Below are 13,505 nucleotides of genomic sequence, written 5' to 3'. Positions count from 1 at the left end.
TGGTAAGATAGGCTAAGGCAAAAGTGCAAAATAAAAAAGTATCTTAGTCTTGATGCGAAAAAATTTAATCAATTAGAAGTTGTAGGGCGATGGGTGACTAATTCTTGGATTTTGCCCACAGCGTAATCAAGAATTAATCCAGTTAAGCCAATTATGAACACAGCTAAAAAGACTGAACTCAGGTTTAAGCGACTCCATTCATCCCAGACAAAGAAGCCGATACCAATACCGCCTGTGAGCATTTCTACGGCGACGATAACCAGCCAAGCTATCCCTAAACTAATTCGTAAGCCCGTAAAAATATACGGTAAACTTGCAGGCAAAATTATTTTTGTAATCCGTCGCCAACGCGGCATTTCCAGTACTCGTGCCACATCTAAATAATCTTTGGGAACGCTAGAAACTCCTAAAGCGGTATTAATAATTGTCGGCCACAAGGAGGTAATAAAGATGACAAAAATCGCTGAAGGTTCTGCTAAATTGAAAATTGCTAAGGCGATGGGCAGCCAAGCTAGGGGCGATACAGGTTTAAAAATTTGAATGATGGGATTGAGCGCTAGCATTGCCGATCTGGACATACCAATTAGAAACCCCAGAGGAATCGCTACTACCGCACCTAACAAAAAGCCTAATAATACCCGGCGCAGACTTGCGATCAACAGCCAACCAATTCCTAAGTTGCCCGGGCCTCGTTGGTAGAAGGGAAATCTGATGTAGTCTAGATTAGCGATTAACGCTTCTGGTGGGGTGGGCATCAATTCATGGTTGGCAAGTGCAACAATCCACCACAAGACAATTATTCCTAAAAACCCCAACACAGGTAGAAAGAAGACATCTTTGAGGATAACAGGTTTTGCCTTTTTCCAAGCAGCTTGTCCAGCGATCGCTGCGATCGCTACTAAATTTAGTTGAAATATCATTTACGACCTCAACAGATTTAAGTGCAGGTACAAAAAATTTGAGCAGTACCAGCCTTGGATACCGATGAGATCGGAACATTATATAAAATGCCGTCTCTTCAGTCTCCTCTCAATGCCTACGAAGTTAGCTGACGGGCTAGGGCTGAGAGATGCCCTTCTGAAGAAAGTTATGAGTTATGAGTTATGAGTTAAGTATTTAGTAAACTAACTTTTAACTCCTCACTCTCAACTCCTCACTTTCTTTGAGATACGCCCCACAATTTGGTTCCTCCGTTCCAACATCCCGCACTGCGATCTGCTGAATTAGGCTGACTTACTCTAATTCAATATGAAGATATGTAGATTATAACATTCTTTGATATACATAATATAACATCCATCTTCAGTGAAAGTATCTGTATTACACTCTATGTTGTTGCTTTTATTACTTCAATCAACTAGCTACCCTGACTTTTCGGTAATCTAGAAAATTTATGATTTTGGTTATCTTGTGAATTAAATCCTTGCACAGCTAGCTAAATAACTTCAGCCGGTCAAGCATTAAGGCTGTTAACAGCTAGACTTTTAAGTTGCTAAAGTCAAGATATATATTATACAATTTAACTTTTATATACGGTTGTTAATCTAAGTAACGAAAAAATCTGTAAAATCTATTTCTTTTGGTAGGTGAAAAATCTGATTAATTTTGGTAAAAAACCACTCTAGTGGCTAAACTATTGGGATATGGAAGTTTACTCATCTATCTCCTAGCTGAATTTAAGATAATGGATTTTAGTCAACTCCTGGCTGAAAAAAAGGACACCATCCTTGATAAATGGATTTTAGCAGTTCGTAAAGATAGACGGATTGAAAGTGCTGATGACCTATCTTATACAGCAGTAAAGGATCACATCCCTGATGTTTTGAAAGCTATGGTGACAGTGCTTTCAAAATCTCAGGAGAATGATATTCAATCAATGGTTACTGCCAGTTTTCAGCATGGAGCGATTCGAGCCGAACAAGGTTTTGATCCAGCAGAAATTGCCAGAGAATATCATCTGCTGCGAACAGTAATATTTGATGCTCTACAAGCAGATTTATTAAAGGGAATCCCATCAGAGATAATTCGTTCCATACGTTTGATTGACGCTATTATAGACGAAGCGATCGCTCGATGTTTTAAGAGTTATGTTGAGGAACGCTTGCGGGAATTACAGAAGTTACAAGCATCACTAACGCTCCATAATGATGAACTCACGCGGCTAATTAGCGCTAATCAAGAGTATCTTTCCCAACTAGCCCACGAATTAAAACATCCCCTAACTTCCATTATTGGTTATTCGGATCTATTTTTACGCCAACAACGACGAAAGACTGATATCAAAGACAGCTTTAGCAATTTAGAACATATTGAGCGGGTACTACGTAATGGTAGACAGTTACTCCATCTAATTAATGATGTACTAGAACTTTCGCGCTATGACGCCGGACAGATAAAACTCCAATCAGCACCTACCAATGTGCGTGAATTAATCGATAAGGTGTGTGAAATGTTGCAACCTTTAGCTACGGGAAAAAATTTACAAGTAGTAGTCGATTGCGATCACATACCTGAAAAAATTATCACAGATTCTTTTCAATTGCAACAAATTATTACAAATCTTATTAGTAATGCAATTCGTTATACAGAGTTAGGGACTGTTATTATCATGTGTCAGGTGTTGGAGAACCAGAGATGGGCGATCGCAGTTTCTGACACTGGAGTTGGCATTGCACCCGAAAACCAAGCCCAGATATTTGAACCATACTTTCGCGTAAGTTCTAGCGATCGTCCTTATCTTGCTGATAGTACAGGATTGGGGTTAGCGATCGTCTCGCGTTTAGTAAAACTATTGCAAGGTCAAATTAACCTAGCCTCGCAGGTAGGCGTTGGTTCTACTTTTACCGTAATTTTTCCCTTAGAAGTGGGATTTTAAAAGCGACTTCCAGTCGCGGCTTAGGGATGATGTCTACCATGCCCATTTTCTATCTTTCGATTTCATCTACAGCTTTGGGAACTCCCGCAGTTAAAACCTCATGTCCCCCAGGTGTAACTAACACATCGTCTTCAATCCGAATACCAATCCCAACCCATCGAGGATCGGTCTCTGGCTGGTCTTCTGCTAGTTTGGTATCTGGCACTATATATAGTCCTGGTTCCACTGTCAAAATTTGACCTGGTTGTAAAATTTGAGGTTTGTCTTCACCATGCTGATAAACACCGACATCATGGACATCTAAACCTAACCAATGACTGGTGCGGTGCATATAATATGGTTTATATTTTTCTTCTTCAATTAACTGATCAATTTCACCTTTGAGAATGCCAAGTTCGACTAAACCTTCTGTGAGAACGCGCACTGCTGTATCATGAACTAATTTGAAGGGATTACCTGGTTGGACTTGAGCGATCGCTTGTTTTTGTGCTTCCAAAACAATCTCATACAAAGTCTTTTGTTCTGGCGTAAACTTAGCTCCAACAGGAAATGTCCGGGTAATATCGGAGTTGTAATAACCGTAAGCACAACCAGCATCAATTAGCAGTAATTCTCCATCCTGCATTTGACGATTATTTTCAATGTAGTGTAGTACGCAAGCATTTACACCAGAAGCCACAATTGAAGGATAAGCAGGCCCTAAGCCACCCCGGACTCGAAAGATCCGTTCCATCTCCGCCTGAATTTCGTACTCATAACGTCCGGGTGCGGCGATTTCTTGTGCATAATTGTGTGCAACAGTTGCGATCGCAGCTGCTTGACGCATCAATTCCAACTCCGCTTCACTTTTGATCAATCTCATGCTGTTGAGGACAGGGCCAGTATCTTCAATAGCGATCGGTCCAGTACCGCGCTTCGGATAAGTCCGCAATAAACTTTGGTAATGTCTTAGAATTTGGTCGTTAAAATTGCGATCGCGTCCTAAGTGATAATAAATCCGGCTGGCTTTTTCTAAATACTGCGGCAATTTTTCATCTAACTCACTAATGGGGTACGCTTCATCAGCACCATAAATTTCTTTTGCTGCATCTACCCCACAAAGATAACCAGTCCATACTTCCTTTTCGCGATCCTTTGGTTGGACAAACAGCACAAACTGATGTTCTGAATGATGCGGCGCTAACACTGCTACTGCTTGTGGTTCATTAAAACCAGTCAAGTAAAAAAAATCACTGTCTTGGCGATAAACATACTCGACATCATTGTGCATCACTGCCATTGGCGCACTGCGAAAAATGGCTGTCCCATCACCAATTTTTGCCATTAATTGCTCGCGACGCTGCCGATATTCTGCTTGCATAGTTGATGTACTTCTAAAAGTATTGTGTTATTTTACACTTTTTGCAACTAGAAGATGCACAGATGATGCTTCTTAATAGTTGCTAATCTAAGTTATTCTAACCAATATTTGTTTCCACTCAAGTTATAAATTATTGGAGAAGAATAAATTATCTCGAAACACTCAAATTTTCTAGTTTTTAAACAACTTGGAAATCTTGTTGTTATTAAATGATTTAGGATATCTATGAAATAATTTATAACGCTTTATTTTATTTAAATTTCATAAATCTAACAACACACAGTAAAAAATAGTGAATTTTCAGCCAATACTTGAGAAAGTGCCAAGAAAGCAAAGGTAAGATTATACAAATCTATTATGAATAATGTAGCGATCGCATCTATCTTCTGTAAGTCGGTATAATTAAACTTTAAAGAAAATTCTAGTTCGTAGTTAGAGATTCATCGCTCAAAACAAGGATTATCAAGACTATCTAAGTTTAGAAAAATATGTAGCTAGTGTGGATATTTTTATCTTACTGATTACCAGTTAAAGATACAATTAGATTTTTGATAAAACCTTTAAATGTCAAAGAAAATAGATAAAATAATCATTGATTGTCTAGCAATAATCATATATAGGACTACTATTTGATTTTTGAAAAGATACGTAGGGGAGCCAGTGCGTTGCGGAGGTTCCCTCCGTTGTAGCAACTGGCGTTGCGTTAGCGATAGCGTAACGCACCGAATCCTTAAGAATGGTGCGTTACGCAAAACGCGAACGCACCCTACAAATACCTAATTTTATTCAAAAATCAAATCGGATTATTATATAAAATACAAAAAATATTTTGTAATTGCTTATCTAGAACTTGAAAACTTTAGAATAATAGTTTAAAACAAATATTTATCTTCAAAAAATGACATTAATAAATAAAAAATAGTTATAAAGAAATCTTGAAGCTCAGGTAAATGTTATTTCGTTACAGAAAGAGATTGCCAAAAAAAGTTAAAAGAATATAACAACCAACCATAAAAATACACCATGTCTGGAAATCAAAATTCCTCACCCTTATCTTTGAATACATCTCGATTGTTATCAGATTCTTTTGCAAAATCAGAAATCTTGACAACTTCTCTTAAGAGTTTAAATTATGATTTGGGGTTTGGAAATAAGAGTTCTTCACTAGCAATAGAAAGTGAACCAGTGACTGCGCCTGTTAAAACGTCAGCAAATCCCAATCCTAATCCTTACTTAACTAGTGCGGCGATTACTCCTGACTTTAACGGTGATGGTAAAACAGACAAAGTTTGGGTCAATTCTTCAACTGGTGAGATTATCATTCGGTTGATGGATGGCACAACAGTTGTTGAACAGGGTTCTTTGGGTCAATTTGATCTATCCGCCTATGATTACAAAATTGCTGACTTCAATGCTGATGGCAAAACCGATTTCTTATTACGCAATAAGACAACCGGTGAGAATAGCATTGTCCTGATGGATGGAACCAAAGTTGGTAGTGCGGCTGCTCTAAGTAGCGTCGATCCAGCCTGGACTCCTCAGATTGGAGATTTCAACGGCGATCGCAAAACCGATATCTTCTGGCATAATGGCACAACTGGCGAGAACGCTATCTGGGAGATGGATGGCACTACTGTTCTGAATGCAACTGTTCTAGACACTACAGACACAGCACTAACTCCTACCATTGTTGATTTCGACGGCAATGGCAAGAGTGATATCTTCTGGCGCAATCAGACAACAGGCGATAACACAGCTTGGTTTATGGATGGTACGCAAAAGACTGAATTGGCACTGCAATCACAAGATCCCGCCTGGACTGCTAGCCTTGGTGATTTCAACGGCGACTATAAGACTGATATTCTGTGGAGAAACGCTCAAACCGGTGAGAACAAGGTTTGGACGATAAATGGTATCTTAGTCACAGAGGGTGCTTTGGGCACACTTGACTCATCCTGGACTTCCAAAATTGGTGACTTCAACGGTGATGGCAAGACCGATATCTTCTGGCACAATGGAACCACAGGTGCAAACACCGCTTGGTTGATGGATGGCACAACAGTTGCGACTGAAGCTTTCTTACCAGCTAATAACGCGGCCTTGACACCATCCCTTGGCGATTTCAACGGCGATGGTAAGACCGATATCTACTGGCGCGATCAGACAGCAGGTACAGACAACATTTGGACTATAAATGAAACGACAGCAGTTGAGAATCCCATCAGCGACGCAGATAAGCTTGGCCCAGAGTGGTATACGTTCTAAAGGCTGGAGTTAGGAGTAGAGACGCGATTAATCGCGTCTGTACAAAAGTTAGGAGTTTGGAATTCTTCCCCTGCTCCTTTCCCAGTCCCCAGTCCCCAGTCCCCTTTATTCAAAATTTGTAACTCAAAACCTGAATTTCCCCCTTTTCCGGCAATTTACCAGGGCTAATGGAAATACTATCTCCGTTACTACGCCGCACTGTCATCCCTTGCATCAAGGTCAGAAAATTATCCAGTGGCGAGAGATCGCACTTAGCAGCATCAGCCGCTTGTGTACGGTAATGGGTCGGAATCACTAACTTGGGATTTAACACTTGAACAGCCTGCTTTGCTTCCTCAGCATTGTAGGCTTTTGCACTGCCTCCCACTGGAATAAACGCTACATCGGGACGCCCCATCAGGATTTTTTGCTCAATGGAAATGGGTGCAGCGGCTCCGCCTAAGTGTAGGATATTAATTCCGCCTTGCTTCCAACTCCAAGCAGTATTTGAACCAAACTGTCTACCACCTTTGCGATCATGGTCTATGGCAACTCCTTGGAATTTAATACCTTTAAACTCATAAACTCCTGGTTCGTAGATGAGTTTTGCATTTCCCGGTAGTACATCCACAGCACCTTCATCTAACAGTTGGCTGCTAATCAGTACCAAATCTGCTGCAACTTTTGGTGGACGATACCCAGCAGTACAGCCGACCGTCCGAAATGGATTGACGAGAACTTTCGCACCACCACCAGTAAAAAGAAAGCAAGTATGACCCAACCACTGAACTGATAAACCGCTAGATTGTGCGTCAGCTTGAGATTCAGAACCCAAGGTAGTAACCAAAGCTGTGACTAACCCCGCCCCAGCATAGCCCATCAACTGTCGTCGTTTCATTAATTATGCTCTTGACTGTAACTGTTCCAGAAAATTTCGCAATAACTGTTTTCCTGAAGATGTCAGGACACTCTCTGGGTGAAACTGGACGCCCTGAATGTGAGGATAGTTCCGGTGTCGCACTCCCATAATGGTGTTATCTTCAACCCAAGCGGTGATTTCTAACACATCTGGGCAAGTCTCACGTTCGATTACCAAACTATGATACCTGGTGGCGGTCAGAGGATTTTCTAATCCCCGGAAAACCCCCACTCCAGTGTGAGACACTTGAGAGGTTTTGCCATGCATCAACTCTGGAGCAGAAATTATTTTACCACCGAACACTTGACCAATGCTTTGATGTCCCAAACAGACACCCAAAATTGGTAACTCTTGTCCTAGCTGTTCAATCAATTCTAAAGAAATACCGGCATCTTCCGGGCGACCTGGCCCAGGAGAAATAACTACAGCTTCTGGCTTTAATGCCCGAATCTCATCTATGGATATCTTGTCGTTACGAAAAACTTTAATATCATCTGCCACTGGGAACTCTGAAGCCAATTCTCCCAGGTACTGTACTAAGTTATATGTAAAACTATCGTAATTGTCGATAACTATAATCAAAGTTTATAACTCCTGGCTTCTATCACTCATCAGTTGCAACAGCATAGACAAATATCTCATACTAAGTGAGTGGGCGTGAATAATTAAAGGTTTGTAGTAAGTGACTTTAGCCCTTAAAATAGAGTTAGAGTCGATTACTACCAACCAATTTAATTTATTTCACATTGCGTAACATAATTTGATTTATTCTTGCCTACTTATTTATTTGTTCGCTAGATGTAAAAATAACCTTAAAGTGGACACGTAAATATGAAGCGGCTACTCTACGATAAGCCACTTGTTCAATTCTAAATTGCTTATAATGTATTCTCCAGGGGATCGGACATGCGATCCTCTTATCGGCTCACTTGACGATACCTACGGTGGTCACTGAGCTTTGTCGTACCACTTGCCTACGGCACGCTACGCGAACGTGGAAGCAAGCTAGCAAGAGCGTCTTGTAGAGAAGTGCGGGCTACATTGGAGCAAATCACTTCTACAAAGCCGATATAATTAACGTTACCAGGGGAGGGAGCAATAGCGTACCTGCTACTAACATCGCTACGAAAGCAGAGACAAGCACTGCACCAGCCGCACAATCTTTAGCAATTTTTGCCAATTCATGGTATGTCTGCTTAACGGTTAAGTCCACAACAGACTCGATCGCTGTATTTAGTAACTCTAATGCCAAAACTAAACCACTAGTTATACCAATTACCGCTATTTCCACCGCTTGCAGATGCAAAAAAACGCTTAAAGCGATCGCTAAAGCACAAACACTTACGTGGATGCGAAAGTTACGTTGAGTTTGAAAACTATAGCTGATTCCAGCCCAGGCATATTTAAAACTAATAAATAAATTAGAGGCTACTTTCCAGGAGAATTCCCGTTCGTTAGACACTAGTGTTTGTAACGAGGTAGGCGTTGGTGAGGGAGAAATTTTTTGGGACATACACTTAAAAACACAAGAACAGAGTTGCTACAGTGGGAATATTCGCCGATCTTAATGGCAGAATTAACTTTGAGGCAATCTTTAGGCAATTTTCCACAGAAGTATTATAAAAGTATTACCCAAAATTGACATTAAGAGATACATCAGCTACTGCTATTCCATGTCAATAGCAATACCTATTGCATTCAGCAATCTCACTTGCTGTTTTAACATTCGCTCTAAACTTTTTTCATCAGGATGATCCCAGCCCAACAGATGTAATAAACCGTGAGCAGCTAACCAGGCTAGCTCAGTAGGTAAGCTATGTTCCTGTTGTTGAGCTTGGCGTTGTGCTGTATCTACAGACACAATAATATCACCTAAATATAATGGTACAGAGGCAAGCATTTCTTTGCTTTGAGGAAAATCCACCTCTAAAGCAGCAAAGGCTAGAACATCTGTCGGCTTATTTTGCTGACGATATTGAGCGTTCAGTTCTTGAATTTGCGAGTCATCTGTCAAACGCAGCCCGATTTCATAACTTGGTGCTGGTGGAATCTGAGGCTGAAGAATTTCCAACCAGTGATTAAACCAGTTTTCCCAAGTTTCAGGAGTAATTCGGACATTAGTCTCGTCAATCTTTACAGATATTGTCGGGGACAAATCATAAAAATACTCCTCCACATATAGTTCAACTCTCAGAGGCACATAGTCTCCTTGTCTGAGGTTTCCGATTTGTCGTTAAGAGTGTCCTTTGTCATTGGTCATTTGTCCTTTGAAATATAAATGACTAATGACAGCCCTCTCCTGAAGGAGACGCTGCGCGAACACCAGTAAAGATACAACTTAAATGCGTAATAGCTTAGTGAGTGAGGTAAGCAAGACCAACAAGCAGAGCTAAAAGCCCTACAGCAGTCAACGCAAAATGCTTTAAGGAAGTTCCACCCTTCCGCACCATGTTTCGCATGGCGAGTTTAACGTAGCTAGGTTGAGGTTCTGTTGAAGGAGAGTTGCTCATAGTTATTTGTCTACAGACTCTTTTATAACTGTAACAGTTGGGTCTGCTATGGGATTGCGATCGCCCATATATTACTAAGGCGTTTCAAAAAGAAACGCCTTAGCAATCGGGATGTTATGTATTGAGCAAAATTCTATACCAGAGTGTTTTCTACTAGTTTATTTTCTTGGCGGAGATAAGTTTGGATGAATGTATCAAGTTCGCCATTCATCACATCGCCAATCGCTGTTGTTTCCGTAGCTGTACGCAAATCTTTCACCATTTGGTATGGATGAAATACATAGTTACGGATTTGGTTTCCCCAGGAGGCTTCTACCATATCGCCACGAATTTCGGCAATTTCTTGGGCACGTTGCTCTTTGGCGATGACCAACAGCTTTGCTTTGAGGCGATTTAGGGCTTTTTCTTTATTTTGCAGCTGCGATCGCTCTTCTGTACAGCGCACGGCAAGACCCGTGGGAAGGTGAACAATCCGTACCGCAGTTTCTACTTTGTTGACATTTTGGCCACCTTTACCACCAGAGCGAGTTGTGGTGATTTCCAAATCCTTGTCTGGAATATCTAATTGTACAGAGTTATCAATCTGCGGCATCACTTCCACCCCTGCAAAACTGGTTTGCCGCTTACCGTTAGCATTAAAAGGGGAAATTCGCACTAAACGATGTGTACCCATTTCTGAACGCAAGTAACCATAAGCATAACGACCAGTAATTTCTAGGGTTGCCGATTTAATTCCGGCTTCATCACCCTCCGACTCTTCAGCTAAAATTACCTTATAGCCGTGAGCTTCGCCCCAACGGGTGTACATCCGCATCAGCATAAATGCCCAATCTTGAGCATCTGTGCCACCAGCACCAGCAGTAATTGTCAGTACAGCACCTTCGGCATCATAGGGGCCAGAAAGTAACTGTTGTAACTCCCACTGATCGAGGTCACGATTCAGTTTAGTGATGGTAGATTCGGCTTCTTGGAGTAGTGCCTCATCAGTTTCTAACTCCAATAATTCAACAACTGCTTTAGTATCTTCTAGATTGGCGTGCCAGCGATCGTATTGCTGGAGGTGGGCTTTCAGGTCGTTGAGTTCTTGCAGTGTTTGTTGGGCCTGGGTTTGGTCATTCCAGAATTCTGGCTGTGCTGATATTTTTTCGAGGTCTTGAATTTTGGCTGTCAGTGCAGGTACGTCAAAGATAGTCCTGGGTTTTACCCAGGCGGTTAGACAACGTTTCGATTTCGCGTTTTAGTTCTAAAACTTCCATAGGGCTTGCTGAATGATAGATAGAGCGCTTTGGATTGGAAAATTGCTCTTTCTTCTACTTGTATTTATTAATTTTAGCCGTAGTTGAGCAAATTCTCTCTGCACCACTTAGGAAGTTACAAAAATTACTTTGAATTATCAAGCACTTCTTTCGTAAAAGAGGTGGTTTGATTTTATTGTTGCAGATAGGCTTTGATAAACAAATCAATTTCACCTTTTAAGACCGCTGCCGCAGCAGGTGTTTCTACATTAGTGCGTAAATCTTTCACCTTGGTGTAAGGATGCAAGATATATTCTCGAATGAGCTTGTTGGATAGAGATTTTATCTGCCGGGGTTGAATTTGGTCAATTTGCTGGACACTTTGGGCTAGTGCGTAGGCGTAGCCCGTCGTAGACATCGCAAACAGTTTACTCTTGAGAATAGCTAAGGCTTTCTCTTTGTTTTGCATCTGACTACGCTGTTGGTTAGAAGATACACTAATCCCAGTAGGAATGTGAACCATTTTTACCCATGTTTCTGTCCGGTTGACATTCCCCCGATAGCGAGGCCAAGTAATTTCCAAATCCTTCTCTGGAATCTCCCACTCAACAGACTCACCCAATATTGGGATAACTTGCACACTAGCTAAACTTGTCCGCAAGGTGTTAGTAACATCGAAGGGCGATATCTGTTGTAGTTGATGTGTGCCTGTTTCTGATTTGAGGTAGCCGTATGCACAACGTGCTGTAATTTCTAAGGTTGCATACTTAATTCCGCCCTCATTACCTTCAGAAATCTCTACTACATCCACTTGATAATTGTGGCTTTTTCCCCAACGCCAATACATTTGCAGCAACATATATGCCCAGTGCTGACTGTCTGCATTATCAACCTCAGCAGTAATAGTGAGTAATGCAGCTTTTTTGTCGTGGGGGTCAGACAATAATTGTCGTATTTCTGCTGTTTCGAGTTCTTGTTGGAGTTGGGTAAGGTTGGTTTGCGCCTCTTGCCACAATTGCTCATCGGCTGATAATTCCAACAATTCCAGTGCAGCCTTGATATCTTCTAGAATCGAACACCAGCGTTGATATTGCTGATGCTTGTAGAATATGGAGTATTCAATTTCTTGAAGTGTCTCATAAGCAAGGGTTGGATTATTCCAAAAATCACGTTGAGCAATTACTTGATCTAAATATTGAATTCTTGCAGTCAAATATTGAAGGTCAAAGACAGTCTTCGGCCTTCCCTAAGATATTAGACAATCTTTCTACTTCGATTTTGATGTTTAAGAATTCAAGCATAGTTTTGCTCACTTGAGGCTTAACTTATCTACATATTCTACTTATATTATAGGACTTACGCAAAACATAACGAAAGTAGCGGTAATTCATGAATTACCGCTACGCAATAATCAGGTTTTCAGGCACATCTTGCGTAAGTCCTGTATTAAACAAATGAAAAAAACCGTGGAGGCTAAAAATTTAACCACGGTTTTTACTTTATAAAACTTTACTTTTGTGAGTGCCTACAGACAATTAATCGCGGCCATTTATGGCAATTAGCAACCGCAAGATAAAGACGAACAAGTTGATGTAAGTTAAGTACATCGACAAAGCAGCAGGCAGATATTGGTCATCGCTGTAAGTGCGGGGCAAGATGTAGAAATCGACAACAGAAACCCCAATAAACAGGAATACTCCTAAACCGGAGATGGCAATTTCTAACCAATTTGGCGTGTAAACACCAAACATGGCAAACCCAAATTGGGCAAGGCACACAACCACCAAGGCGATAACGCCAAGATTGATTGTTTTTGTCAAAGCCATACCGTCTTGTTCAGAAAGATTTGAACCTATTTGACGGGCAGCAATAAAAGTGACACCACAACCAAGGGCAGCCAACCCAATCCCTTGAATGCCAACACCTTGGGATCTCAAAGCGACATACACCAATCCACTGAGAGTATATCCAGACAATAGGCTGTAGGTTGCCAATAGGGGTAATGCAAGACCCTTATTACCTTTTTGGGCAACATTTTGGGCAACAAAGAACAAAATTAACTCCAAAATCACTGCACCAATGAAGGTGGGAAAGAATATTTCGGGGTTAGTACGGATAACTCCCAAACCGCCGTAGGTTCCTAATGCTGTTAGCACTAATCCACCACCAACGTAGGGGAGGGCGTTGGCGATTACATTTGGGCCAACGAGGGCGTGAGATTTAGCCTCACGGATAGCTTCACGAAAATTACTGGTATTGCTCATATTGAAAAACTGTTTTTTAGGAAAACGTTCTGCTTATTCCTATTCTTACCAATCTTTGGGGTTAACAGCCACTGATTTAGCCTCGTTGCCAAATCTGA

The 13,505-nt window shown here is 41.1% G+C and carries 12 protein-coding genes and 1 riboswitch; of the genes, 2 read left to right on the top strand and 10 right to left on the bottom strand.

Annotation, left to right across the window (positions count from 1 at the left end; all coding sequences use genetic code 11):
* Positions 1 to 68: 68 nt before the first annotated feature.
* Positions 69 to 920 carry a nitrate ABC transporter permease gene (gene ntrB, locus RMY63_RS05725; protein ID WP_322727769.1) on the bottom strand — a complete coding sequence of 284 codons (852 nt, stop codon included), beginning with the start codon at positions 918 to 920 and terminating at the stop codon, positions 69 to 71.
* Between the two features lie 98 nt (positions 921 to 1,018).
* A riboswitch (cyclic di-AMP (ydaO/yuaA leader) is annotated at positions 1,019 to 1,240 on the bottom strand.
* 444 nt (positions 1,241 to 1,684) lie between these two features.
* Between ntrB and RMY63_RS05720 the strand changes: the two genes are divergently transcribed.
* Positions 1,685 to 2,875, top strand: a complete 1,191-nt coding sequence (locus RMY63_RS05720; protein WP_322727801.1) for a HAMP domain-containing sensor histidine kinase — start codon at positions 1,685 to 1,687, stop codon at positions 2,873 to 2,875.
* Positions 2,876 to 2,924: 49 nt separating this feature from the next.
* On the opposite strand, the gene RMY63_RS05715 is transcribed toward RMY63_RS05720, so the two are convergent.
* The gene (locus RMY63_RS05715) at positions 2,925 to 4,235 is read right to left on the bottom strand and encodes an aminopeptidase P N-terminal domain-containing protein (protein ID WP_322727768.1); all 1,311 of its coding nucleotides are present in this window, start codon (positions 4,233 to 4,235) and stop codon (positions 2,925 to 2,927) included.
* 1,023 nt (positions 4,236 to 5,258) lie between these two features.
* On the opposite strand from RMY63_RS05715, the gene RMY63_RS05710 reads away from it, so the two are divergent.
* Complete coding sequence (locus RMY63_RS05710) at positions 5,259 to 6,500, top strand: VCBS repeat-containing protein (protein WP_322727767.1); 1,242 nt, start codon at positions 5,259 to 5,261, stop codon at positions 6,498 to 6,500.
* A gap of 109 nt (positions 6,501 to 6,609) precedes the next feature.
* On the opposite strand, the gene RMY63_RS05705 is transcribed toward RMY63_RS05710, so the two are convergent.
* From RMY63_RS05705 to RMY63_RS05670, 8 genes are all read right to left on the bottom strand, one after another.
* Positions 6,610 to 7,377 carry an MBL fold metallo-hydrolase gene (locus RMY63_RS05705; protein ID WP_322727766.1) on the bottom strand — a complete coding sequence of 256 codons (768 nt, stop codon included), beginning with the start codon at positions 7,375 to 7,377 and terminating at the stop codon, positions 6,610 to 6,612.
* A gap of 3 nt (positions 7,378 to 7,380) precedes the next feature.
* Positions 7,381 to 7,980 carry an aminodeoxychorismate/anthranilate synthase component II gene (locus RMY63_RS05700; RefSeq protein ID WP_322727765.1) on the bottom strand — a complete coding sequence of 200 codons (600 nt, stop codon included), beginning with the start codon at positions 7,978 to 7,980 and terminating at the stop codon, positions 7,381 to 7,383.
* Positions 7,981 to 8,455: 475 nt separating this feature from the next.
* Complete coding sequence (locus RMY63_RS05695; RefSeq protein WP_322727764.1) at positions 8,456 to 8,911, bottom strand: diacylglycerol kinase family protein; 456 nt, start codon at positions 8,909 to 8,911, stop codon at positions 8,456 to 8,458.
* Between the two features lie 153 nt (positions 8,912 to 9,064).
* The gene (gene ybeY, locus RMY63_RS05690; RefSeq protein ID WP_322727800.1) at positions 9,065 to 9,592 is read right to left on the bottom strand and encodes an rRNA maturation RNase YbeY; all 528 of its coding nucleotides are present in this window, start codon (positions 9,590 to 9,592) and stop codon (positions 9,065 to 9,067) included.
* A 160-nt stretch (positions 9,593 to 9,752) separates the two neighbouring features.
* Positions 9,753 to 9,908: a DUF3285 domain-containing protein gene (locus tag RMY63_RS05685; RefSeq protein WP_104904774.1), complete on the bottom strand. Its 156-nt coding sequence runs from the start codon at positions 9,906 to 9,908 to the stop codon at positions 9,753 to 9,755.
* A 133-nt stretch (positions 9,909 to 10,041) separates the two neighbouring features.
* A protein-coding gene (gene prfB, locus RMY63_RS05680; RefSeq protein WP_322727763.1) for a peptide chain release factor 2 occupies positions 10,042 to 11,164 on the bottom strand; the annotation gives its coding sequence in 2 pieces (ribosomal slippage) (positions 10,042 to 11,091 and positions 11,093 to 11,164; 1,122 coding nt in all).
* Positions 11,165 to 11,336: 172 nt separating this feature from the next.
* Positions 11,337 to 12,444 (bottom strand): PCRF domain-containing protein gene (locus tag RMY63_RS05675; protein ID WP_322727762.1). Its coding sequence is split into 2 segments (ribosomal slippage): positions 11,337 to 12,368 and positions 12,370 to 12,444, totalling 1,107 coding nucleotides; the frame shifts between segments, so codons are not numbered across the junction.
* 234 nt (positions 12,445 to 12,678) lie between these two features.
* Positions 12,679 to 13,407, bottom strand: coding sequence for a Bax inhibitor-1 family protein (locus tag RMY63_RS05670; RefSeq protein WP_322727761.1), 729 nt, complete (start codon positions 13,405 to 13,407; stop codon positions 12,679 to 12,681).
* Positions 13,408 to 13,505: the final 98 nt, after the last annotated feature.

The sequence above is a fragment of the Nostoc sp. ChiQUE01b genome, from assembly GCF_034531255.1.
Lineage (GTDB): Bacteria > Cyanobacteriota > Cyanobacteriia > Cyanobacteriales > Nostocaceae > Nostoc.
Note: the sequence above shows the minus strand (reverse complement) of the source record. Positions and strands in the feature narration are given on the sequence as shown.